Annotated in this window: 19 protein-coding genes; 11 read left to right on the top strand and 8 right to left on the bottom strand. The window is 54.8% G+C overall.

All coding sequences use genetic code 11. From position 1 onward, the window contains the following. Positions 1–90 precede the first annotated feature (90 nt). Genes WC184_07010 through WC184_06995 form a run of 4 tightly spaced genes read right to left on the bottom strand, consistent with a single transcriptional unit; the run spans position 91 to position 5,412 of the window. Positions 91–1,743: an ABC transporter ATP-binding protein gene (locus tag WC184_07010; GenBank protein MFA7477630.1), complete on the bottom strand. Its 1,653-nt coding sequence runs from the start codon at positions 1,741–1,743 to the stop codon at positions 91–93. A 30-nt stretch (positions 1,744–1,773) separates the two neighbouring features. Then, a complete protein-coding gene (locus WC184_07005) occupies positions 1,774–3,465 on the bottom strand; it encodes an ABC transporter substrate-binding protein (protein MFA7477629.1) in 1,692 nt (563 codons plus the stop codon). Next, positions 3,446–4,414 carry an ABC transporter permease gene (locus WC184_07000; protein MFA7477628.1) on the bottom strand — a complete coding sequence of 323 codons (969 nt, stop codon included), beginning with the start codon at positions 4,412–4,414 and terminating at the stop codon, positions 3,446–3,448. The genes WC184_07005 and WC184_07000 overlap by 20 nt, the downstream gene beginning before the upstream one ends. Continuing rightward, positions 4,411–5,412, bottom strand: a complete 1,002-nt coding sequence (locus WC184_06995; GenBank protein MFA7477627.1) for an ABC transporter permease — start codon at positions 5,410–5,412, stop codon at positions 4,411–4,413. The genes WC184_07000 and WC184_06995 overlap by 4 nt, the downstream gene beginning before the upstream one ends. Before the next feature lie 351 nt (positions 5,413–5,763). Here WC184_06995 and WC184_06990 point away from each other — a divergent pair, with 351 nt between their 5' ends. The 3 genes from WC184_06990 to WC184_06980 all read left to right on the top strand — a co-directional run bounded on the left by WC184_06990 (position 5,764) and on the right by WC184_06980 (position 9,315). After that, positions 5,764–6,630 (top strand): neocarzinostatin apoprotein domain-containing protein, encoded by an 867-nt coding sequence (locus tag WC184_06990; GenBank protein MFA7477626.1) that lies wholly within the window; start codon positions 5,764–5,766, stop codon positions 6,628–6,630. Positions 6,631–6,746: 116 nt separating this feature from the next. Then, positions 6,747–8,165 carry a neocarzinostatin apoprotein domain-containing protein gene (locus WC184_06985; protein MFA7477625.1) on the top strand — a complete coding sequence of 473 codons (1,419 nt, stop codon included), beginning with the start codon at positions 6,747–6,749 and terminating at the stop codon, positions 8,163–8,165. A gap of 10 nt (positions 8,166–8,175) precedes the next feature. Further along, a complete protein-coding gene (locus tag WC184_06980; GenBank protein ID MFA7477624.1) occupies positions 8,176–9,315 on the top strand; it encodes a neocarzinostatin apoprotein domain-containing protein in 1,140 nt (379 codons plus the stop codon). A 136-nt stretch (positions 9,316–9,451) separates the two neighbouring features. Here WC184_06980 and WC184_06975 read toward each other — a convergent pair whose 3' ends face one another. Both WC184_06975 and WC184_06970 read right to left on the bottom strand, forming a co-directional pair. Continuing rightward, positions 9,452–10,081, bottom strand: coding sequence for a TetR/AcrR family transcriptional regulator (locus WC184_06975; protein ID MFA7477623.1), 630 nt, complete (start codon positions 10,079–10,081; stop codon positions 9,452–9,454). Positions 10,082–10,242: 161 nt separating this feature from the next. Further along, positions 10,243–11,583, bottom strand: coding sequence for an acyl-CoA dehydrogenase family protein (locus tag WC184_06970; GenBank protein ID MFA7477622.1), 1,341 nt, complete (start codon positions 11,581–11,583; stop codon positions 10,243–10,245). A gap of 209 nt (positions 11,584–11,792) precedes the next feature. Here WC184_06970 and WC184_06965 point away from each other — a divergent pair, with 209 nt between their 5' ends. The 3 genes from WC184_06965 (at position 11,793) to WC184_06955 (ending at position 16,382) form a co-directional block, all read left to right on the top strand. Further along, complete coding sequence (locus tag WC184_06965) at positions 11,793–12,875, top strand: metal ABC transporter substrate-binding protein (GenBank protein ID MFA7477621.1); 1,083 nt, start codon at positions 11,793–11,795, stop codon at positions 12,873–12,875. Next, positions 12,872–13,720, top strand: coding sequence for a zinc ABC transporter permease AztB (gene aztB, locus WC184_06960; protein MFA7477620.1), 849 nt, complete (start codon positions 12,872–12,874; stop codon positions 13,718–13,720). The genes WC184_06965 and aztB overlap by 4 nt, the downstream gene beginning before the upstream one ends. Before the next feature lie 241 nt (positions 13,721–13,961). Further along, positions 13,962–16,382, top strand: a complete 2,421-nt coding sequence (locus WC184_06955) for a glycoside hydrolase family 3 C-terminal domain-containing protein (protein MFA7477619.1) — start codon at positions 13,962–13,964, stop codon at positions 16,380–16,382. A gap of 65 nt (positions 16,383–16,447) precedes the next feature. Here WC184_06955 and WC184_06950 read toward each other — a convergent pair whose 3' ends face one another. Together WC184_06950 and WC184_06945 are read right to left on the bottom strand one after the other, a co-directional pair. Next, positions 16,448–17,842 (bottom strand): FAD-binding oxidoreductase, encoded by a 1,395-nt coding sequence (locus tag WC184_06950; protein MFA7477618.1) that lies wholly within the window; start codon positions 17,840–17,842, stop codon positions 16,448–16,450. A 233-nt stretch (positions 17,843–18,075) separates the two neighbouring features. Further along, entirely contained in the window at positions 18,076–18,717 is a 642-nt protein-coding gene (locus WC184_06945; GenBank protein ID MFA7477617.1) for a class I SAM-dependent methyltransferase, read from the bottom strand. A gap of 103 nt (positions 18,718–18,820) precedes the next feature. Between WC184_06945 and WC184_06940 the strand changes: the two genes are divergently transcribed. The 5 genes from WC184_06940 (at position 18,821) to WC184_06920 (ending at position 24,665) form a co-directional block, all read left to right on the top strand. Further along, on the top strand, positions 18,821–19,546 hold the full coding sequence (locus tag WC184_06940; protein MFA7477616.1) for an alpha/beta fold hydrolase: 726 nt from the start codon (positions 18,821–18,823) through the stop codon (positions 19,544–19,546). A gap of 5 nt (positions 19,547–19,551) precedes the next feature. After that, positions 19,552–20,424 (top strand): LLM class F420-dependent oxidoreductase, encoded by an 873-nt coding sequence (locus WC184_06935; protein MFA7477615.1) that lies wholly within the window; start codon positions 19,552–19,554, stop codon positions 20,422–20,424. Positions 20,425–20,502: 78 nt separating this feature from the next. Further along, on the top strand, positions 20,503–21,966 hold the full coding sequence (locus tag WC184_06930) for a catalase (protein MFA7477614.1): 1,464 nt from the start codon (positions 20,503–20,505) through the stop codon (positions 21,964–21,966). Positions 21,967–22,081: 115 nt separating this feature from the next. After that, positions 22,082–23,662 carry an ABC transporter substrate-binding protein gene (locus WC184_06925; GenBank protein MFA7477613.1) on the top strand — a complete coding sequence of 527 codons (1,581 nt, stop codon included), beginning with the start codon at positions 22,082–22,084 and terminating at the stop codon, positions 23,660–23,662. A gap of 31 nt (positions 23,663–23,693) precedes the next feature. After that, positions 23,694–24,665, top strand: a complete 972-nt coding sequence (locus WC184_06920; protein MFA7477612.1) for an ABC transporter permease — start codon at positions 23,694–23,696, stop codon at positions 24,663–24,665. Positions 24,666–24,703: the final 38 nt, after the last annotated feature.

The raw sequence follows: 24,703 nt of genomic DNA, 5'->3' as shown, positions 1-24,703 counted from the left end.
CAATAGTTGCGTGCTTCGCGTAGGCCGGTGTGCTTCGGCGAGCTTATGCGTAGCTGATTGGTGCGATCTCTAGATGGGTCAGGCCCAAAACTAGACCAAGCGTGGATCTTTTGGTTCGCTTTCAATCAAGGCCCGCGTATATTCAGCCGTGGGTTTCGTAAAGACGGTGGCGGTGGCACCGGTTTCAACAATCTGCCCTGAATTCATGACCACCACCCGCTCACTAAGTTTGCGTGCCACGGTCAGCTCGTGGGTAATGATTAGAACAGTGAGGCCCATCTCGCTCTGTAGCTTTTTCAAAAGTCGTAGAATTAGAAGCTTGACCGGGCCGTCTAAGCTAGCGGTCGGTTCATCCAAAATCAGCAGTTCTGGTGATAGCAGTAAGGCTCTGGCCAAAACGGTACGGGCAAGTTCACCGCCACTCAGCTGGGTGGGTTTGCGGTCTAAATAGCCTGCTGTGAGACCGACTCGCTCTAGCATTTCGGTGGCGATTTGCAGTTGGTCGGCATGGTTCTTACCAATGTTGTGCACCCGTAAGGCCTGGAGCAGAGCATGTTTCACGCTGCGATGCGCATTCAGGGCCGCACGTTGGTTCTGGCTGACCAGTTGAATTTGGCGTCGTAATGATGCTGGTCGGTTAAAGCTAAGCTCTTCCCCTTTGAACCAAACCTCGCCAGAGCTGGCCATTTGGGCACCGGCAATAATTCTTGCCAAGGTAGTTTTTCCGGAACCGCTTTGGCCCACCAGAGCCACGATTTCTCCGGCTTTTAGTTCGAGGCTGGCGTTTTGCAGACTTAAGGTTTCAGCCTTGCTGCGTGCCGTTGAATACTGGTGCGTAACGTCGCACACCGATAATAGGGGCACTGCGGCTTTGGTCGCGCTTGGCGGGCTCATGTTCACTGGTGCTGAGGCTGGTGAGTTGGTCGCTTCTGAGCGATTCTCGAATGTTGTGGCTTTGCTGCGTGGAGCTAGGGCCATTTGTGAAATCGAGCTCACCAAGGCCTTGGTGTACGCGTGTTGCGGAGAGTTGAAAATGTCGGCCACGGTGCCAATTTCGATCAGCTGCCCGTCTTTCATGACGCCTACCCGGTCGCACACCTGAGAAACAACGGCCAAATCATGCGATATGTAAAGCATGGCGATGCCTAATCGCTGGCGTTGCTCTTCCAGAACTTGAAGCACCGCCTGCTGCACGGTGGTATCCAACGTGCTGGTAGGTTCATCGGCCAACAACAGCGATGGTGAGGCCCCGAAAGTGGCAATGGCAATCACCAGGCGCTGTAGTTGTCCGCCCGAGAATTTAGATGGCAAGTCGTTTGGGCGTTCCACGACCTCGTCTAAGCCAATGGCCACCAAATCATCGGCATAGCGCGCAATGGCATTATCACCTAGATACCAATCAAACTGGCGTCCCACCGAGGTAGTAGCGGCCAACGAAGTCATTGGGTGCTGCGGAATTAGGCCCAAGCGACGGCCGCGTAGCGTGGACCACGTTGCCGTGTCGGCCCGCAAAAGGTCATGTCCTTCAAAGGTCAACGCTTGTGCATCCACTCGGGTATCCAACCGGTGCAGGCCCAAGATCGCATTCACCAGACTGCTCTTGCCCGAACCCGAGGCGCCCACTAACCCCAACACCTCGCCGGGCGCGATATTGAAACTTACTCCTCGAACAGCCTCCGTTTTGGTCTTTGAACCTTGGTAGGTGATTCGGAGATCGTCAACCACCAAGAGCGCATTCGCCATCGTTCCCAATTCTGTCGAACCTATTCCGCTTTAGTGGTCGCGGAAGCTCAGAAGCTGGGGATTGATCCGGCTAATGCGAAGACCGTTGGTGTCAATCGGTGCGAGTTCCTTACGTTGGGCCATTGCGAGCTTGGGATATGCCGGTGGGAAAATGATCGCTTCTTCTGCGAGCCGACGCGTAATTTTACTGAGAGCATCCACTCGTTCGTCTTCGTCGGCAGTTTCCCACACCGAGTCCATCCAAGCGTCCACTTCCGAATCTTCATAGCCACACGACAACAGGTTTCTGGAATGGGCTGGAGTAAGGGTCATGTAATTCGCCGGACCGCTCGTGAAACCACTTTGGAACAGGTTCATAAGCATTTGGTAATCATTGGCGAGCCACGCCGAAGACCATGGGCCACCCGCTAACGGACGCAAGTCAACGGAGATGCCAATTTCGGCCCAGCCAGCCGCTAAGACCGAAGCGATTTCTTTGGCGGTTTGGGTGGTGCCAAGAGTGATGGTGAATTTTCGAACGTTGGTGGTTGCTTGCTCTAGATATTGCCGAGCTAAATCGAGGTCGCGTTCCTCGTCAAAAACTTTTAAGTCAGGGTCCCAACCGAGTTCTGCGGGACCTATCGGGCCTTGGCCGATAGTGGCGTGGCCACCAAAAACGCGGTCTTTCACACCTTTGCGGTCCATGGCGTGGGCAATTGCCATTCGAAAATTTCGATCGCTAAATGGCTCTTCAAAGAGGTTGACGTAGGTCAGAATATCGAGTGGTGATTCTGCCATGATCAACTCAAGGTCGTCGTGGTTCTCAATAGCCGACAAGTTCTGATACGGCACCGAAGTTATGAGGTCGATTTTTCCTTGACGAAGGCTGACAACCCGAGTGGCACCGTCGGTGAAAACTGTAAATTCGATGCCTTTGAAGGCTGGTTTTGGGCCGTGGTATCCGTTATAGAGCGACATGGAAACTGTTTGGCCATGGGAATAACGGTCGAGTTGGTAAGGGCCAGTACCCATCATTGTGTCTTTTCGATCTACGAAATCGCGGTGGCTGATCGGAAGGTTGGTGAGATGAGAGCGTAGCAATCCGTAGGGTTTGGCCAGCCCGATCGACACGGTGTGCTCGTCGACTTTATCGAAGCGCTGTACGTATTCGAGCAAATACGTGATCCATTCACTACCTGAACCGAGGTTCAGCATGTGATCCAGGGTGGCAATCACGTCATCGGCCGTGAGCAAGTCACCATTGTGGAAGGTGATGTCGCTGCGTAGGGGAATGGTCCAGGTCAAAAGGTCGTCGCTGATAGTCGGTTCGGCGGAAGCCAAGAGAGGTACCGAATTCAGGTTTTCATCGTAGGTGTAGAGCGTTTCGATGATGGGTTCGGCCAGCCACCTGGTTTGTTCAGAGCCTGAATCTAAGGGGTTGAGACTCGAGGGCGATCCGGCAACACCGATGCGCAAAATGCCATCTTCGTGTCGACTGACTACGGCGTTAGAACTGCTATTACTGCTGCAAGCTGCCAACACGGCCGAACTGGCAACAGCGGCACCGAGGGCACCAACGCCCAAGCCAAGAAAACGCCGACGCGACATGCGTGCCGCGGCCATAGACGCCGACATAGACGTTTCTGCCAGGCTGTTGTGCATGTTTTGGGGGCCTTGATACGCGGCCGTAACACCGTTATCCACAGCAGCGGCACTCTTTGGTTTAGAGGGGAAGCTTTTCATCTTGGTTAAGGGCTGCTTCGGTTGAGGTGTAATTCGAGATAAGGGGGTCGGTTGGGTTGTCTACAAGGCTGGCTTGAGTGCCGCGTGAGGTGAGGTTGTCGGCCAAAAGATTGCCACCGGTAATTCCGGCCACCAAAACTGCCCCTGGTATGAGGGCATACCACCAGGCACCATCTACCAATTGGCTGCCAGCTTCGCTGATCAGGTTACCTAGGGTTGGCTCGGGCGGTGGTACGCCAAGCCCCAGATACGAGAGCCCACCTTCGGCAAATACGGCGATTGCGAAGGCCAACAGAGCTTGAATTGCGATCACCGGTGCGATGTTTGGTAGCACCTCACGAAGCAGAACTTCTCGATTGGGCACCCCAATTAAACGCAAGCTTTCTACGTATTCCTTTTCAATCTCGACTAGAGCGGCCGAACGGGTGACCCTGGTAAAGAACGGGATAAAACCCAGACCGATGCAAAATATCAGTCGAGTCGTCATGGATATTTTCACTCCAAAAAACGCGACATCTCCTGTGGCCACGATGCCGAGCACGATGATGGCCAAGATGAATTGCGGCACGATCTGCGTCATCTCTACCACGCGCATCAAAATCTGGTCAGGCCAGCGCTCGTGACGCCAAGCTGTGTACACCCCAATCGGGACGGCAAAAGCCAGGCCGAATAGCACTGAACCTACGCTCACAAGCAGCGACATCCATGCTCCGGCACTCACACGCACAAAGAGGTCACGTCCAAGTAGATCGGTACCAAACGGGTACTTCCACGAGGGTGCCTCGGCACCCAAGGCGCTAAGGCTATTAGGGTCACTTGGATGTAACAGCCCGATTAGGGCCAACAGAACAAAGGCTCCAAGCAGCACCACACCTAACCAGGTAGCCGCTCGGCTCGTGCCTCGTTTCTTACGGGCTAGCGCACTATAAGTCGTTCTCGAGATATTCATGCCGTGACCGGTGCTGGGTGAGATTTACGCGGCCTTTTTTCACCAATCCGTTGACGCAAACGTGGGTCCAAAAAGTGGAGTGCAATGTCTACCGCCAAGTTCAGCGACAGGAAAATGATGGCGGTCACTATGGCAGTACCAAGAGCGAGATCGTAGTCATTCAGGCCAAAGCCCATCACCATCAATTGACCCATCCCAGGGAGTTGGAACACGTTTTCAATCAGCACGGTTCCCGAGAGCATGATGCCAGCAACCAATCCAACCACGGTAATGGTCGCCGGAGCAGCGCTTTTCATGGCAATTCGCCAGAGAATGTGACTTTCGCTCATGCCCATGGCCCTCGCAAAGCGAACTTCATCGCTTTCGTAAGCTTCTATCAAGGCGGAACGTAACGCCCTAGCCACCATGGCGAAACCACTTAGGCTAAGGATGACTGATGGCAGAATTAGGGATCTAAGGTTGGCCGCAGGGTCGGCCCCCAAGCTGCGAAAACCACCCGCCGAGGGCAGCAAGTTGGGGTAACGGTTACCGACAACTACCAAGCTGATGACCGCCAACCAATAAGAGGGGACCGAAATGGCCAGCACCGTGCTAAATCGTGCCAGTGCATCACCACGTTTACCCTGAGCTCGGGCCGAAGCAATGCCAACAGCGCCACCGGCACCAACGGCCAACAGAGTGGCGATGCCGCCAAGTTCTAGTGAAACTGGTGCCGAGGTGGCGATCATTCCCGCCACGGAAGAACCGTCGTATAGAGATTTCCCTAAGTCTCCGGTCAATAGTCCACCCCAATAGCTTAGGTATTGCACCGGTAGCGGACGGTCCAAACCCTTCTCGGCCATGATGGCGGCTTTGGCGGCCGGGTCGGCCACGATCTGCGGTGGAAGGTTATTGAGCGGGCTAGCGGGGGAAACGTGCAGCAGCACGAACAGCACCGTCACCGCTAACCAGATGGTGGCGGCCAGCATTAGTGCACGACGGACGAAGAATGATGTCATTTGGGCGAACCGACGTCCATCTTGGTCGACTGGTTTGTAGCTCTATTCAAGATGACGAGCAGTTGAGTGCGTGTGGTTGTGCTTCTAGGCATATTATAATTGATTTAATATTGTTTATTACGACAACCTGTCATTATATATTGACAAGCTGTCAATGATGCCTGACAACCTGTCGAACTAATGGCTACTCAATGTCGTTACATTTATAAATAATGGCCGATGATTGGAATAAGTTCCAGTCTATGATTAATAATCCTTCATGCGCTACACGACAATATGGAGAGCAAGAGCCTAAAGATGGTGTTTTTTAGCCCAAAAGACCTGATAACCACTGAGAGCACCACCAGCTCCTTGAGTAATCGGGCTGCTCAGCTTGCCGGGCCGCACTGTGCTAGAGACCGTAGTCAGGGCGTAACTCGAGCAGCCGCGCTTGGCATGCTTGCCGTGGTGTTTAGTCTTTTGGCCCTGGTATTCGCGGCTCCAGCCAGTGCCGCACCGTCAATTTCTGTCAGTCCCAACCAAGGCCTTAACCCCGATGGCGACTTTGTCACAGTTAACGGATCGGGATTTGAACCCAATAGCCAGCTATTTGTGATGCAATGTCGTTCCACCTCGGGCGATGATCACACCTGTAACTCAGTGGGCCTCCAAAAGGTGACGACTGATGGAGCGGGCAACTTTTCGCGAAGCGGAGTCAAAGTAACCAGCCGGTTTGGGGCTACCGACTGTTTTGCGGTTCCGTGCGCGGTCAAGACCAGTGCTGTTTCGGGCCACGCCGATGATCGTTCTTCCGACGTGTTCTCCTTAATCTCATTCCGTACCGCAGAACCGCCCGCGCCACCGCCTCCGCCGAGTCAGCCCACGCAGCCATCGGTTCCGCCAACCGAAGCTAATGTGCCCACACCTAGCGAACCGGTTCCGCCCGAAGCTAATGCGGCCTCTGGCACCGACAACGAGGCCGAAAACCAAGGCGAAAGTGGCGCTGGTGACGAAACTACCGAGGATGACGGCGTGTCTGACGAGTCAGAAGAGCCTGAAACTACGACTACCACCGAAGCCGAAAGCGAAACCGCTGAAGCAGAAGAGGTTGCATTAATCTCCGCCGCGATTGACGACAGCGGTTCGGGTGGCGGCATTAGTCCGTTTCTTGTGGGCTTCATTGTGGTCGGCTTAGCAGGTGGCTTGGCAGCTGGTGTCGCTATCGCCAAACGCCGTTAACCCACCGCCTAGCTCACGCTTTGTCTTCGGTAAGTACCACTCATCTCGTCTTCGGTAAGTACCACCCATCTCATTTCAAAATCACCAAAATTAGAAAAGCAATCAAGGAGCATTTAATGGCCCTACCAAATCTCTTGTCGGCATCTGGCCGTAAGCGGCTGAAGCGGACGTTGGCCGCTGGCATGCTGAGCGCCGCCACACTGCTCCCGGCGATGGCAATCGGTGCGCCTTCGGCTTACGCCGCGCCCAATCCACCTAGCGTCAGTCCAACCAGTGGTCTTGATGCCGCTGGGGCCACCGTCAACGTGAAAGGTAGTGGCTATGACGAGGGTACGGGGGTCTACGTTCGTCTCTGTGGAGCACCCACCCAAGCGCTTGGTGATGAAGCTGGTCGTAACAGCGTAGGGCCCTGTGATGGTCAAGGGATTTGGGTGACCAACGCCATGACCGTGCCCGGCACAGCGCCTATGACCAGTGGTGCTTTTGACGTCAACCTTCCTGTGGCTGGGGCATTCCAGGACAAGGACGGCGGTGTAGTCGACTGCATGACCGCAGGCGCTTGTGGAATATACATTCGCGGTGACCACACGTCAGCGGATGATTACTCGCTCGAGGTGTTTGTTCCACTCAACTTTGACCCCAATTCCACGCCACCAGTCTTTGAGGATGAAGATGAAGCCGAAGATGGTGCCGTGACGCTTACGCTGTCGAAGTCAACCGGGTTGGCTGGCGGTGAAACAATCACCGCTACCGGAACTGGATACGCACCTGACCAGGGTATTTACATCCAATTCTGTGCCGCTCCGGAAAATGCTAACTCGGGTGAAGCTGACGGTCGGTCAACCCGTTGCTATCCGGGCCAAGACGGCAAGCACACCGTTTGGATGACCCCGGTGGCCGCCGACGGCACTTTCAGCTCGCCTATCGTGGTTGAACGGTCTTTTACTCTGGCTGATGGCACTGAGCTCGATTGTTCGGCGCCGGGTGCCTGCGGTGTATTCACGCGCCGTGATCACAACGGAGGCGCGACCGACTTCACCCAAGACAAGTTCGTACCCGTGACCTTTGGTGATGGTGATATGGCACCGGCCCCACAAGCAACGCTGCGCGGAAACCGAGTTGATCGTTTGTTCGTGGGCGGTGACGAGGTTCGGGTTGAAGGTAGTGGCTTCCGTCCCGGTGTGGCCTATGTGATTGCACAGTGCGTAGCGGGCGATTCTTCGGCCTGTAATTTCGCGCAAGCCAAAGAAGTTACCGCCAATGAGGTTGGTGACCTTTCGGTAGTATTGCCAGTACAGGGTCGTGTCGGCAGCGTGGAATGTGGCACCAACAAGTGCGAAATCCGGAGCTGGGCCGTGTCTCTCAGCGAGCCGGGCGACGAAGTCACTCTGCCCATTTCGTTCGCCGTTGGTTCCAATAGCGTGTTGCCCCGCACTGGTAGCAACACCATGCCGATGGTCGCGACCGGTACCGCAGCTTTGCTCGCTGGCGCAGCGTTCCTCGGCATGAGCCGTCGTCGTGAAACCACCTACTAAGGAGCTTTTAGTGCCCTTTGCTTCAAATTCCATTGGCGATCTGCGTGGCCAGCTGACTAAAGCGTTAGTGGTCTTCGCCGTCGCTTTCACAGCCATAGTGCCCTACGCCGCCTTGACGGCAACCAGCGCCGCTGCCCAGCAGAACCAGGTTGATGTGCAGCCAACCGGCGACCTGAACGCGGCAGGTGACAACCTCCATATAACGGGTAGTGGTTATGCCGATGATGTTGGATTGTTTATCCGCCTTTGCGGAGCACCTACACAGCAGCTCGGTGATGAAGCCGGACGTGAAAGTGTGGGGCCCTGCGATGGTCAGGGTATTTGGGTTACCAACACCATGTCGGTTCCCGGAACGGCACCTTTAACTGACGGCGCATTTGAGATCGATTTGCCGGTAACAGGTGCCTATCAGGTAGATGACGGAAGTGTGATCGATTGCATGGAACCCGAATCGTGTGGAGTCTATGTGCGTCGTGATCGCTTTGGGGCTGAAGATTTCTCATTGGATCTCTTCATTCCGGTCACCTTTGACGCCGCAACCGAGCCACCCTTTGCCAGTGAAGGCGGTGCCAGCCCAGCTGCCACGCCAACTCTGACACTTTCTAAATCCACTGATTTGGAGTCGGGCGAAACAATCACGGTGAATGGAAGCGGCTATGTGCCTGACCAGGGTGTGTATGTGCAGCTCTGCCAAGCCCCGACCGGTGGTGAACTGGGAACTGAAGAAGGGCGCGCTTCACGCTGCTACCCCGAGAACGACAGTGAACACATCGTTTGGTTTGCACCCGTGGCGGCAGATGGCACTTTCTCAACTCCACTAGTAGTCGAGCGGACCTTCACACCGACTGATGGCGAGGAAGTTGATTGTAGCGAAGCGAATTCATGTGTGATCTTCACACGTCGTGACCATGAAGGTGGTGCTACAGACTTCAGCCAAGACCAATTTGTGGGTATTAGTTTCGCTGATAGCGAAGAGGCTGAACCCGAAGAATCGGTTGAGGCAATTGCAGAAACGGTTGAGACGGCCGCAGCCGCCGATGAAGACAAGAGCAGCGGTGTGAATCCGGTGCTATTGGGCGCGGTGGCGTTATTCCTTGCCGCTGCGGTGGGCTTAGGAATCTTCCAAGGCCGCAAACAAAAAACAACTTAAATACTGTGGTGCATCTCTAATTGGGATGCACCACAAATTCATTGAAATCGTTGCTATTGGCAAGTAATCAGCCGTGCTGTGGTTATCCGTAACAGCGAGTTTCTACGGAAGTCCGCTGATGATAACGGGAGTGGTTTTAGCGGCGCGGTAATTTACGTGGTCGATCGTTTGCATCTATGCGAACGCCAACGGCTCGCAAAACGAACTCCTCGGTCGAAGCAATTTGTTCGTCTAGAGGAGTTTCGTCTTTAACGGCACTCGCTCGGCCGATGCAGGCCGAGATCATGGCTACCGTCGAGGGAATGTCGTCGGCGACCAAGTAGCGGCGGTCGCGACCAGCGGCCACGATGGCGGTGAGACGCTCTTCTAGCATCATCACGTGTGCTTGAGCCTGGGCGGCAGCCGAAGCTGGCAGCAAAAGCCGTAGCTCGGGCCCCGGCGGTAAATGGTTATCCGAAAAGTATTCGAGCTGCAGTCGAATGTAAGTGCGCAGCTGATCCACCGGATTGTCGACCGGACGCAAAGCGTCGTCAAGGCGTAAAATATAGCCCTCGGTTTCGTGGGCCACGTAGCCAATAAGTAGATCGGTCTTATCGGCAAAATAGTTATACATAGCGGTACGCGACATGCCGCACGCTTCGGCTACATCGGCAATGCTTATATCGTCGTAACCGATTTTTTCGATCAAATCACCAGTCGCTTCATAGATACGACTGATTACTTGTTCACGATGAGTTGGGCCTGATCGGCTAGAAGGCCTAGCCACCTGCAACTCCAACTCGGTTTTTGGTCATTCCAACGTGCCCGCCTATGGCCGCTTCTCTAAATATTAAGCCATAGTTGGCTTGGGTAACCATGCTGCTACTTTAGGTTGCGAAGTGCTCAAATGGCATTCGCGCGCACAGTTACCCAAGCTTATCGTTTCATTTACGAATTCTTCGGCAGCTGGTTGAAAGGAACCTTGGAAAGGTCACCTGGTTCTTTGGGCAGACCAAGTGCACGTTCGCCAACCAAGTTGCGTTGTATCTGGTCAGTACCGCCATAGATTGGCAGCGCCTGAGCACCTAAACACAAGCCGGTTGTCGTTACAGCTGCTGATCCGCCAGGTAGCGCCTTCATGGTCTCGCGGTCGGCTTCTTCGTACGAATGCAACATGCCCCGAGCGCCGAGCAGTTCCATGCCAAGATCGCGGTTGTGGCGCAGAATGTCGGCCATCAAAAGCTTTGAGAAGTTGGCTACGCCGGGAATGTCGCCGCCTTGAGAACGCACTGCCTTGTGGCGCTCAGTAGTTAGGCGAGCGAGAGTTCCCAGAATGTGTGACTGAACCAGCTTTTGGCGGATGACTGGCTCATCAATACGGCCGAAGTCTTTAGCCAAGTCAATGTAGAGCTGGGCGGGTGAGATGTTAGCCGCTTTGGCTTCAGTCTCAGGCTTGTCGGGAATGGATACGACCTTGTTGCGTTCACCTACGAAATCGCCGGCGCGCTTGTCGAGTTCACCAAATTTGGTGCCCGCACGAGCGATGCGGCCCCCGGCGGCGCTTGCTCCGCCTCGAGCACCCATGCCTGAGCGTTCGTGTAGCAAGGTGGTGTTGGTCGCTGCCCACCCGTTGTTGACAGCGCCGATGCGGTTGGCGTCGGGCACGGTGGCATCAGTTAGGAAGACCTCATTGAACATGGCGTTACCAGTCATTTCCCTGAGGGGTCGAATCTCAATGCCTGGTTGGTGCATGTCAATGGCGAACCAAGTTATGCCTTGGTGCTTTGGTGCCTCTGGGTTGGTGCGAGCAATCAGCATACCTGCATCGGCGTATTGGCCACCTGATGTCCAGACCTTTTGACCGTTAACATGCCATAGTTCGCCGTCTTGTTCGGCTCGACATGTGAGGCCCGCCAAGTCGCTGCCTGCGCCAGGTTCTGAGAACAGCTGGCAATAGGCAATTTTGCCCGTAACCGCAGGTGGAATTAGTCGTTCAATTTGTTCACGGGTGCCGTGGGTGGCAACGGTGGGCGAGAAGAGCCCAATAGACATACCGGTAGGTGCGGCTAAGGCACCAAATTCGGCGATTGTGCTTGCTACCAAGAGGGCATCGCCTCGGGTTAGCCCGCGGCCAAAGCTGTCGGGTGCGAGCATGGGTGCCGACCATCCAGCCATGCCCAAACGTTCCCACCATTCACCGACGCTTAAGTCTGGATCCCAATTTTCCTCAAGCCACGTGGTAAGTTCGTCAACTAGCGCTGGGCTAGTGGTAACGACGGCTTCGCTCATTACAGAGTCCCCCAAAAGTGTTGTGCTAACAGGATTCAAATTAGTTAGAGTATCGCACTATTTGGGTCTCTATAGATAACTGACAGACGAAATACTTAGGCCCTCTTCTGGTGGGTTGGCCAGCTGTCTCGCGCTTTCGGGTTGTGGAACCGAAGCGCTGCTGGCAAACTGGGAATCATTCTCATTTATACTTAAATCGGAGAGCGCAAATGCGCAGATTCACCAGCTTGGCATTGTTATTATCGACGGCATTGCTTGTGGTCGGGTGCGGTACTGCCGGGAAGAATCAGGGAAGACCTTCCAGCACCGAATCCAACGTCGAGGGTACGAACAAGCCAGCCACCATCGTTGTAACAACCGCTGTTTTGGGTGACGTTGTTGATAATTTGGTGGGTGAGGCGTTCAAGGTTGAAACAATTATGCCCCGTGGCGTTTCACCTCATGATTTTCAACCCTCGGCACGGCAGGTTCAAGCCATTGAAACGGCCGAGCTGTTGGTGGTCAACGGCGGTGGTTTTGAGGAAGGTTTGTTGAAGGTGTTTTCAAGCGCCAGCGATCGTGGGGTTCCCATATTTACGGCCCTCGAATATGCCCGTCCGGTTGCCTACCGCGACCATTCTCACAACGACGATTCTCACAACGACCATTCTCGCAACGACCACGGCCATGAAGATGACGGGGAAGGCCATGGACATGATGACGCCACAAGCGGTGACGACGATGCGCAGCTTGGTCACGAGCACGACGAGAATGGCATCGATCCGCACTTTTTCACGGATCCCGCTCGTATGGCCCTGGTGGCCGAGGCCCTATTCACCCAGCTAACCGATAATTTCCCGCAGCATTTCGACGACCAAAGTCGTGCCCAGGCCCAAGAATATATTGACCAACTCGGTGCGCTTGATACCGAGGTTCAACAGCTTCTTGATTCAGTTCCGACTTCCGATCGGAAGTTGTTAATGAACCACGGGGTGCTTGGGTATTTCGCAGATCGCTACAATTTTGAGATTGTCGACACCATCATTCCGGGCGGTGGAACTTCCGAAGGTGTGGGTGCCGAGCATCTTGCCCAATTGGCACAGGTTATGAAAGCAGAAGGGATCTCGGTGATATTTGTGGATCATGGTGCCACCGATCGCTTCGCCAAGGTTCTTCAAAGTGAACTTCCTGGGACTGCGGTGGTTGAACTGTACAGCGAGACTTTGGGCCCCGAAGGCTCAGAGGCGGCCAGCTACCTAGAGATGGTACGTTCGAATGCAACTCGTATCGCCGAAGCCTTAGGTTCTAAATGATCATCCAGTGGTTCAGCGAAGCTTTCGAACTGGGTTTTATGCAGCGGGCGTTACTTGGTGGGCTGGCAGCGGTCTTAGCCACCTCAATCGTTGGCACGTGGATTGTGTTACGGGGGCTTACGTTCCTAGGTGATGCGCTGGCCCACGGTGTAATCCCAGGTATAGCCCTGGCCGTGCTGTGGGGTTTTAATCCGCTACTCGGCGCGGCCATAGCGGCGTTGGTGATGAGTGGCCTTATTTCTTTGTTAGCTGAGCGCACTTCGATTCGTGAAGACACCGGCATCGGGCTGCTATTCGTAGGGATGCTGTCACTTGGCGTCATTATTATTTCGCGCTCAAGTTCGTTTAGTACTGATGTCAGCGCACTGCTATTCGGCGATATTTTAGGTGTAACGCGCTCTGATATTTCGATCCAGTTCATGGCGGCCGCGTTGGTCATCGTGATCAGTGTGTTGCTATATCGGCCGTTCTTGGCGCTCACATTCAACCGTGAAAAAGCCATCACCTTGGGGATGCACCCTGGTTTCGCCCAGGCCGCCATGTTGACCCTTTTGGCGCTCAGCATTGTTGCCAGTTTTCAAGCTATTGGCACCTTGTTGGTGTTCGGACTCCTTATTGCACCGCCCGCCACGGCAACCCTTTTTGCCCGGCGGGTTCCCTTAATTATGCTCGGCGCAGCTGTTTTAGGGGCACTGGCCGTGTTCTCGGGCCTATTGATCAGCTATTACCACGGCACCGCCGGTGGGGCCACCATCTCAGCGATGGCGGTTGCCTTTTTCTTTGTCGCCGTGATTGTTAAAGAGATCACAACATTTATAGGTTCGAAGCGACACGCCGCGCTTTAGCAGCCTGCGACTGCCTTTTTTCGATGGGCGTGCTTTCTTCGATGGGCGTGCTTTCTTCGATGGGCGTGCCCGCGTTCAGAGTGAATGGTTAGCAGCCAATTAGTAGTGCGTAAGCAGCCATACATCACATGTGTTAGCGCCGTGGTGCGCGTTGCGCATGTTAGTTTTGGCTGACCGGCCCAACGAGGCCAGACATTCGTAACGATGCACTAGCCAAAGCTGTGAGCCCAAGAGGTGAACTGTGATTCCTGAATCGCTATCGATCGAAGAACGCTGTCGCATTTTGGGTGGTGCTTCAACCTGGCGGACACATGCCATTGAAAACGCCGCGATTCCGGCCATAAAAATGTCCGACGGGCCAAATGGGGTGCGAGGCGAAGCGGAAGGAGCGGACCTGTTGCCAGGCGTTGTGGTGCCGGTCGGTATTGCCCTTGGCGCTACCTGGAATGTTGAGCTTTTGGGCCAAATCGGTGATCTCTTGGGCCTTGAATCGCGCCGCAAAGGCGTTCATGTGTTGCTGGGGCCCACCGTGAACCTACAAAGAACCCCCATTGGTGGCCGGGTGTTCGAAGCATATTCCGAAGATCCTGAGTTAACTGCCAGGCTGGGTGTGGCCTTTGTGAAAGGTGTTCAAGCTCATGAGGTGGCGGTCACGGTGAAACATTTCGTGGCCAACGATACCGAAATTGAGCGGATGGACGTCGATGCCATCATCGACGAATCCACCTTGCGTGAACTGTACCTACGGCCATTTGAGGCCATGGTGAAAGAGGCCAACGCTTGGGGCATCATGTCGGCCTATAACCAGCTAAATGGTGAGTTTTGTGCTCATAATCGATGGTTGCTGCACGATGTGTTGCGAAAAGAGTGGGGCTTCGACGGTTTCGTGGTGTCGGACTGGGGTGGTGTGCATGAGACGGAACCCGCTGTTCATGCTGGGCTCACCATTGCCATGCCCGGACCACGTACCGTCTATGGCGAGAATCTAGCGATTGCATTCGAGCATGGTCGGGTTGAAGAAGCCGACATTAACGATCGCGTTAGCGAAGTGTTGAAACTGATCGAGCGCACCCGGGCTGGCGAACGCAGTGCTGATAAGCCCCAAGAATCAATTGACGATCCGAAAGAGCGGGCATTAGCTCGCCAGGCGGCAACCGAGGCCATGGTGCTTCTGCGCAATGAAGGCCACCTCCTACCACTCGAACCTTCGACCAAAGTGGCGCTAATTGGTGCCAACGCCGAAGCGACGAGAATCATGGGTGGCGGAAGTTCTTCTATGGAATCTCACCCCTACCAATCGATCAAAGAAGCGGTAGTGGAGCGTTTCGGAGAAGAATCAGTGCGCTACGAACTGGGTGCCACCATCGACAAGTATTTGCCACCCTTCACGGGCTCAGCCCTGCGTACACCCGACGGCGAGATTGGCTTGTTGGCCGAATATCGTAATGGTCGTGACCTAGATTCGCCCATTGTTTCAACCACCGTCGTCTATTCCACTAACTACCGGAGTTTCGGAAACCCACCATTGGGTGTCGGCGAAGGTCACTTTTGGGTCACGTTGCGCGGTGAGCTAATCCCCGACCATGACGGCCCATATGAGCTGGGTGCCATTGTTGGGGGTAAAGCTCATGTCACGGTGGCTGACCAAGTGTTGGTTGATGACCCCCGACGTGCACTTCCACGGGGCGACTGGACCTTCGGCCACGGTTCAGAAGAACAAAAAATGGTGGTTGAGGCGCAGGCCGGAGTGCCTATTCCGGTGCGAATCGACTGTTCCGGTATCAACGGTTTTGCCGTGTTCACCCTAGGTGGCGCGCCGCTAAATCCTCCGCCCTATCTTGAACGAGCCGTCGAAGCAGCACGTGAGGCAGATGTGGCGGTAGTGGTGGTTGGCACCAACGACGAGTGGGAAACCGAAGGTGTTGACCGGACCACCATTTCACTGCCCGGTGACCAAGACGACCTCATTCGCCAGGTGGTGGCGGCTGCAAAAAAAACAGTCGTAGTAGTGAACGCTGGCGGCCCGGTAGCAATGGATTGGGCAAACGAGGTTGACGCTATCTTCACGGCACCGTTTGCGGGCGAAGAAACCGGCCCCGCAGTGGCCGCAATTCTGGCTGGAGACGCTGAACCATCAGGCCGTCTGCCCATTACATATCCACGCCGGTTGGAGGATTCGCCCGCTTGGCCCTACTACCGACCGCTGAACGGCAAACAACGCTATGGCGAAGGCCGGTTGATGGGTTATCGCGGCTTTGAGGCCAATGGTGTAGAACCCCTGTGGCCATTCGGACATGGCCTAGGTTATGGCACCGTCACCTGGTCGAAGCCAGCACTTTCCACGACTGAAATCGACGGTGATGGTACCGTGGCCATCAGTGTGGCGCTGACTGCGGGGTCAGATCGTGATCGTCACGAGGTGGTGCAGGTGTACATCACGCATCCCAACGGGGAAATGCCACCAAAAACTCTGGCGGGCTTCGCCAAAGTATTGGTACCGGCTGGCGAAACTGTCACCGCCACCATTGAGTTGAGTCAGGTTGCTTGGCGTCGGTTCGATTCCACCAATGGTGACTGGGTAGTCGACCCTGGGGAACGGAAGGTACTAGTGGCGGCCTCTTCTGCCGATATCCGAGCCGAATTGAACTTGCGTATCCGCTGATCATCTTGTCGGCCGGCTAGGCGCCTGGCTTCGGCGCGCCAGCGTATTTTTCGCTGGTTGAGCGGCTAAATCACCTTGTCGGGGTTCAAAATTCCATTGGGGTCGAACGCGGCTTTAATCCGGCGCATCAAAGCGATCTTTACCGGGTCTTCCAACTCTAAGAAATACTTGCGCTTGGCGGTTCCCAATCCATGTTCGCCAGAAATCACTCCACCAAGGGACATTCCAGTTTCAAAGAGGCGCATCATAACCCGAGGCATGTTCTCAGGATTGTTGGGATAGACCGAAAGGTGCACGTTCCCATCGCCAGCGTGACCGCACCCGGTTATGAAGGCCTCCTCTTCAGCCGCAATTTTGCTTACCAAATCGAAAAACTCAGGCATCGACCCGCGCGGAACCACAATGTCTACCAAGTCGCCAGCGTTGGTATCTTTGGAAAGCCAAAACGCCTGTTCACGGGCTCGAATCAACGCTTCGCCTGCACCTTTAGGCAACACGTAAACATCAAGAGCCCCAAAGCCGCTAGTCATTTCCGCCAAAGCCGCAACGTCCTCATCGAGTCGCACCTCCGCCGAATTTTCCATCACCATCACCAGATAGGCCTCAGTCTGAGCCTTCACGTCGGCGGGAACGCCCAGGCTCAGCTTATGGCGCTCCGACAAGGCGTCCATCAGCCCAACGTTGATGTATTCCACAATCATGGGACCAAGGCCACTAGCCACCAAACGTGGCACAGCATGCATAACCTCGTCGAGAGATCGGAAGGGGGCCAATATCGTTGCTTCGTGAGCCAGCCGAGGGTGCAACTTGATGATTACTTCGGTGACCAAAGCCAAGGTTCCTTCAGAACCAATTATGAGTTGGGTAAGGTCGTAGCCCGTCGACCCTTTTACGAACTTGCCACCGGTACGGATAATTTCGCCCGAGGTGAGCACCACTTCCAACCCCAGCACCTGGTGGCGCGTTACGCCATACTTAACCGCTCGCATGCCACCGGCGTTGGTCGCCACGTTTCCGCCGAGAGACGAGCTGTTCTCACCAGGTTGCACCGGGTACACCAGCTGCAATGGTGCTAAGACCTCATCAAGTTCGGCCAGGGTGACCCCAGGTCCAACCACGGCCATTTGGTTCTCAATATCAATCTCGATTGACTTCATCCGCTCGAACGAGACGACCACCCCGCCAGCGTTGGGAATTGCGGCCCCCGATAGGCCGGTCCCGCTTCCTCGGGCCGTAAGAGCGAGCTTGTGTCGATCACAAATCTGCACAATGGCGGACACTTCTTCGACGGTTTCGGGAAGCAACACCGCGACCGGTGCTTGAGGTGTGAGGCCCAAACCTTCATCGTGGCTGTAGTCGTCGATGGCGGTGGTCAGAATACGGGCTGTTGGAAGAGCGTCGCTGAATAGGGCGGAAATCTCGGCTACTTGGAGATTGGCTGGCGGGGTTTGGGTAGACATGGCGGCGTTTTCCTCGGCGTTGTTGGCCTTGGGAACTGAGAATATCGGTCCCTGGGTGCCAAGTTAGCCCCTCCGTCGTTCGCGCAACCGGTGATCGCTGATCTTGTTATGAGTTTGATGCGGATAGCGCACAAAACTCATAACAAGATCAAAGCGCCCGCGCCAACGAGCCTGGCTGGTCGCGCCATGGGTCTTGGGCATCGCGGTTTCGGTTACGAGTTAGTTTCCTTTCGCTATTGGCGTTGGGCCGTGGCTAAGAAGAGTGAAAAGCCCTCACGTGCGCCATCGTCGTTGGTGCAGTCGTCCACGTTGACCTGAACGAAGCCCGCTTTGGTGAGCTTTTCCGCCATCTCGCCACGATCAAAACCATGGTGACCGTGAAAATTCTCACCATGGAACGAACCGTCTTCTAAGTCGAGGTCGACGATGGCGACATGGCCGCCGGGGTTCAACATGGCATAGAAGTTTGACAAAATGGCGTTGGTGTCCGGGATGTGATGCAACACCATTGACGTCACGATCAGGTCGAACTTGCTTGTAGTGCTGCGTTCTTCACCCAGATCTTCGGCCCAAATGGCGGCCGGGCGCAGAGCCCCAGAGGCCATTTTGTTTTTCATCACCTCGCGCATTCCAGCTGAGGTGTCAGCCAAGGTAATTTCGCCAACCTCATGCTGTAATTGTTGGGTAACTAGGCCGGTGCCAGCGCCGTATTCCAACATGGCCATTGAACTTGTTAAAGGAACGGCACTGCGGATCGCGGTGGCAATGTTGGCCGCGCGCAGTTCTTTGGAAGGGTCATCCCAAGTGGCCGCTTTGTCGTCGAAGCTATGCGGGTCGAAGGCGTCGGCATGGGCATCGTGGTCGTGGTCGTGCATGACCGTCCTTTCAATACGAAATGCCCTTCAGCCTAACCAAACCGTTCTCATTGGCGACGCAGAACGGGCGTCACGGCAACGAGGAGATAGCTAGCATCAAGATATGACCGTCATCTTTGTACATGGGGTGCCAGAAACAGCACGCATTTGGGACCCACTGATCGCCGAGCTTGATCTGGCCGAAGCGGTGGCTTTAAGACTTCCCGGCTTTGGTAGCGATTTGCCGGACGGTTTCGCTCCGAACAAAGAGAACTACGGTGCCTGGCTTTTGGACGAGATTGCACCCTTGGAAGAGGTCCACTTGGTGGGGCATGATTGGGGCGCCCTATTGGTCACCGGCATTTTGGCAACGCAGCCTTCCAACGTTGCTTCATGGGTTATCGACACCGGTGACTTGAACCAAGATTTCAAGTGGCATGCCACAGCCAAGATTTGGCAAACGCCCGGTGAAGGGGAGGCCTTTATGGAGAGTTGGCTGGCTGCTACACCCGAGGAACGCGCCGCTGGTCTTATGACTATGGGTGCACCTGCCGAAGGTGCGCGATGGATGGGCGAAGACGCTGACGCGACCATGGGACAAGCGATATTGGGTCTCTACCGCTCGGCGGTGAACGTTGCGGAAGAATGGGGTCCCGGTATCGATTCTTGGAATCTGCCAGGTCTGCTTATCGGCTCGGCTAACGACCCATTTCGCAAACCTCGATTCACGCAATCGTTGGCGAAACGCACCGGTGCCAAAGTGCTGGATCTGCCCGACGCGGGTCACTGGTGGATGCTCGAAATGCCCGAAGTTGTAGCACCGGCGCTACGTGAATTCTGGGGAATGTGAAAACTATGCAACTTGGTGCCATTCTTCCGCAGCTTGAGATGCAACCCACCCCAGACGAGCTCAGGGCGGCTGTGGTGGCAATTGAAGAGATGGGGTACTCGCACTTAGCGCTGTTTGATCACGTAGTTGGGGTTGATCCCGAGGCCTATCCCGGGTGGAAAATGCCTTACAACGTAGATTCGCTGTTTCACGAACCAATGGTTCTAATGGGTTTCTTGGCGGCTATTACAAACCTCGAACTTGTGACCAGCATCCTTATATTGCCGCAGCGTCAAGCAACTTTGGTGGCCAAACAGGCCGCTGAGGTTGACCTGCTTTGTGGTGGACGCCTGCGCCTAGGCGTGGGGGTAGGCTGGAACGAGGCTGAATACGAGGCCCTAGGCGTTCCCTTTGGTAATCGTGGTCGCCGCCAAGAAGAACAAATCGCACTAATGCGAAAACTTTGGTGCGAACGAAGCGTGACCTTTAGCGGAGAATTCCACCAGCTTAAAAGCGTTGGTATTGCACCGCGACCGTTGCAACAGCCAATTCCAATTTGGTTAGGCGGTTCCAGCTCGGTGGCGTATCAACGCATTGGTCGTTTGGCCGACGGTTGGTTTCCACAAGTTCGACCCGGGGAGCGTCTCGAAGCGGCATTGCGCGAGATTCAAATTGGTGCTGCTTCGGTTGGTCGCGATCCAAGTGAAGTCTCTATGGAAGGTCGAGTAAGTTTCGGACCGGGTGGCCTAGACAACCTAGATAAAGTGGCACAACAGGCGGAAGCTTGGCGTAATGCGGGTGCCAGCCACTTGGCCATCAATACCATGGGCGCTGGTTTTTCAACCCTGCATGAACATTCAGAAGCATTTATGAGAGCTATTGAGGTAATCAATCATTAGCTATTGTTTCGATAGGTAAATTCTATTATGATGGTGGTAGTAAATAAATTTTAGTTCGCTGCAAACTAGGAGATTTAGATGAGTGAGAATACGAATGTAAACACTGGTTCTACTACCGGTTGGGGGGCACCAGCACCAAGTGACCGTAATTCACTGACGGTCGGTGCCAACGGCCCGGTTCTGTTGCACGACGTCCATTTCTTAGAGCAAATGGCGCACTTCAACCGGGAAAAGACTCCGGAACGTCAACCACACACCAAGGGCTCGGGTGCTTTTGGTGAGTTTGAAACCACCGAAGATGTTTCTCGTTACACCAAGGCGGCCTTGTTCCAGCCGGGCGTGAAAACTGACATGCTGGCTCGCTTCTCCACAGTTGCTGGCGAGATGGGCAGCCCCGACACCTGGCGTGACGTCCGCGGGTTTTCCCTCAAGTTCTACACCACCGAAGGGAACTACGACCTAGTCGGGAACAACACGCCAATTTTCTTCTTGCGTGACCCCATTAAGTTCCCTCACTTCATTCGAAGCCAAAAGCGTCTACCCGACTCGGGCCTGCGCGACGCCAATATGCAGTGGGATTTTTGGACGTTGAACCCGGAGACTGCTCACCAGGTGACCTACCTGATGGGTGATCGGGGCCTGCCACGTTCTTGGCGGGAAATGAACGGTTATGGCTCGCATACCTATATGTGGGTGAATGCTGCTGGCGAGCGATTTTGGGTTAAGTACCACTTCATTAGCGACCAGGGTGTGGTGAACCTGACCAACGAAGAAGCCGTGGTAACCGCTGGTGTTGATGCTGATTCACACCGTCGTGACCTCTTCGATGCCATTAAACGCGGGGATTACCCATCGTGGACGCTGTATGTACAGGTCATGCCCTATGAAGAGGCCAAGACCTATCGATTTAATCCATTCGATCTAACCAAGACCTGGTCTCTGAAGGACTATCCACGAATCAAGGTGGGTACCATGACCTTGAATAAGAACCCCGAGAACTTCTTTGCCGAAATTGAGCAAGCAGCTTTCTCGCCGGGTAACACCGTTCCGGGTATTGGATTGTCGCCAGACAAGATGCTGTTGGGTCGAGCATTCGCCTATAACGATGCACAGCGGAACCGTATCGGAACGAACTTCCACCAACTGCCCGTCAACCGTCCACGAGTGGCGGTGAACACCTACATGTTCGATGGTCAAATGGCCTACGAACATTCGGGCAATAAGCCCGTCTATGCACCTAACTCGGCCGGGCGTGGCTATTCCGACGGTGATGCGAACCCGGAAGAGTCTTGGGGTCTAGACGGTGAAATGGTTCGACAACCCTATGAATTGCATGCCGAGGATGATGATTTCGGCCAAGCGGGCACGCTGGTTCGTGAGGTGTTTGACGACGCCGCTCGTGATCGCTTGGTGGAAACGGTAAGCATTGCTCTGAGCAGCGGTTTGCAACCCGAGGTCTTGGCCCGTGCCTTCCAATATTGGAGGAACATCGACGCCAGCATTGGTGAACGAATCGAGGCCGCGGTTAAGGCCAAGCAATAACCTTCGCCACGGGTCAATAACCCAGCACCGCCGACTACAGCTCGGCAGCGACAAAATTAGAAGCATTACACACGCGTTCTCGCATCGTGGCACGACTATTAGCTACGGTGCGAGAATGCGCTTTTTAAGGGGGCTCTACCCTCTCATAGCCGTTCTTATTCTGGTGTTACCGGGTTGCGGCGAGAGCAATAATTCTGGCCCGAGCGCTGGCAGCGAAACAGCCGACCAGGTGTTACGAGTGGCTTTCGCAGAACCGATTGGCGTGCTAAATCCCCAAGCCTTTACTGGTCACTTCATGGCACTCGACATGGTGTATGAACCGCTGGTGCGATATGGACCAAATGGCGTCGCTCTGCCCGCCTTGGCTGAATCATGGGATTTCAACGAAGACGGTACGGAAGTCGTTTTCCATTTGCGTGAGGATGTGAAGTTTCACGATGGCACCGAGTTCAATTCCGAAGCCGCAAAGTGGAATCTGGAACGCTGGGTCGGCGTACCTGATTACAGTTTCCTTCGAAGCTCGCTACTGATTTCAAAGATCGAAACACCCGACGAGCTGACCTTGGTGTTGACGCTGGATCATCCTTACGGACCATTACTAGGTGAGCTGAGCCTCAATCGTCCCGTTCGGTTTCTAAGCCCCAACTCAGTTGATGACAAGGGTCAATACCAAGCACCAGTTGGTACTGGCCCCTGGCGGGTAACGGCCGTCAGCGACACCTCAGGAACTTTTGAGCGTTTTGACGATTACTGGGGTGAAAAGCCGAGCTTCGAGCGGGTAGAAACGAAACTGATTCCCGATTCGCAGACGCGCCTCAGTGCTTTGCGTTCTGGGGAAGTAGACCTGTTGGGTGGTGGCTACATGGCGCCCATCGGCGCAGTGGAAGCCGAAAATATCCAGCAAAATGCCGAGCTTGAGCTTTATCGCGGTGCCGCCGACACCACTTTACTTCTAGGCTTCAACCCCAATAGCTCACTGCTTGATAGCGAAGTTCGCACCGCTATTAATTTGGCAGTCGATAGTGAGGCCATTAGCAAGGTTCTATATGGAGATGATGCCGTGACGGCGGCGGGTCTATTTCCTCCTTCCATACCGAACGCCTTAGCAAATATGCCCGCCAAATTTGACCTTAACCAAGCCCGGGCAACTCTCGATGAAGCTGGCTGGAAACTTGAAGGTCGAGGTCGCGTTCGTGATGATCATGACCTTGTTCTTAAGATGTTGCTAATTGGTGATGCCGCCCACGGCCAGGGTGATTCACGAAACGCCGGGCAGGCTATCGCCGATTCATTGAGCCAAATTGGGATCACCGTCACGATTGAGTCGCTTGATGGTCCGGCGTACTTTGATGCGCTAACAGCCGGTAATTATGACCTAGCGTTCTTCAATACCTACGGCGCGCCCTATGATCCACCGGGCACGGTGGCAGCTTTCTTGCAGAGTGGCGGTGGTGAAGCACCAATATGGATTGACGATGTTTTGGAAAACTTGGTTGCCCAGGCCCTTAGCAACTCGGATGAAGCTAACGAGGCAGTGGCTTACGTCGCCATTTTCGACCACCTTGTTGAGGCTAAGGCGTTGGTACCGATTACTCATCCACCTCGTTATTACGCCACTGCGTCCCGCGTAGTCGACTTTGTGATACCGCCCAGCGAATACGAGTTTCCTTGGCGTGGTCTAGCGTTACGCCCGTAACCAGGGCCTTGGTGAGCAAGGCCTGCTACGAGTGACACAGCCCAGAGATAACAACAAGCGGTGGTCTGGACTGTTGACGGCCACGGTTTCGGTCATTTTAGTGGCTTTGGTGGTGAGCATGGCGTCGTTTGTCCTGATGCGGCTCACTCCAGGAAGTTCGGCCACCGCGATTGCCAAGAAACGTGCGCATGCTGGTGCAACTCCTGCTCAGATTGAAGAATTAGTCGCTGTTCTGGGCCTCGACGATCCGTTGGTTGTGCAGTATGGGCGTTGGCTGGGTCAGGCCGTGCAAGGCAAGTTCGGTGTCTCCGAACGTAGTGGGCTTGCTATTCGTCACGAGATTACACGCCGGATTTGGCCGACCGCCCAGATCGTGTTGCCGGCGTTGATTTTGGCTGTTGTGGCCGGATTAACCGCCGGGGTAATAGGTGCCATCACCAGACACCCGATCCTGAGGCTCGCCGCACGCGGGGCGGGCTTAATTAGCGTCTCAATTCCTGCCTTTTGGCTGGGATACCTATTAATTTTGTTGTTCTCAGAACGTTTGGCATGGCTGCCAACCTCGGGCGTTCAGGCTGGAAAGTCGCTGGTGATGCCAGTGCTGGTCCTGGCAACCCCTGCCACGGGCGTCATCAGTCGCGTGTGTGCGGTCAGTGTTCTCGATGCTTTGCGCCAGCCTTTTGTGACCACTGCCATGGCTCGAGGTGCTTCAAACCGTTCCATTTTGATCAATGACATCGGCCGCTATGTGTTGGGGCCGGTAGTTTCGGCAATCGGTTTACAGCTTGCTGCCATGATGGCGGGCACGGTGGTCGTTGAAACGCTTTTTGGCCGTCCAGGTCTGGGTTCGTTTTTCTTGGAAGCTGTTAGCTTGCGCGACCTGCCAGCCGTACAAGCGGTGGTGGTGCTCTACGCCATGGGGTTTGTGTTGATTAACCGCAGCACTGATGCCGTAGTCGCAGCGTTTGACCCGCGAATTCGTGCCAGTGAGGTTGGATGGTGAGGGTTTCGCAGGTTCTGAGACGGCAAAGGTTGGTTTGG

Source organism: Acidimicrobiia bacterium (genome assembly GCA_041676705.1).
Taxonomy (GTDB): domain Bacteria; phylum Actinomycetota; class Acidimicrobiia; order Acidimicrobiales; family SKKL01; genus Actinomarinicola.
This window is presented reverse-complemented; position numbering and strand designations above follow the sequence as displayed.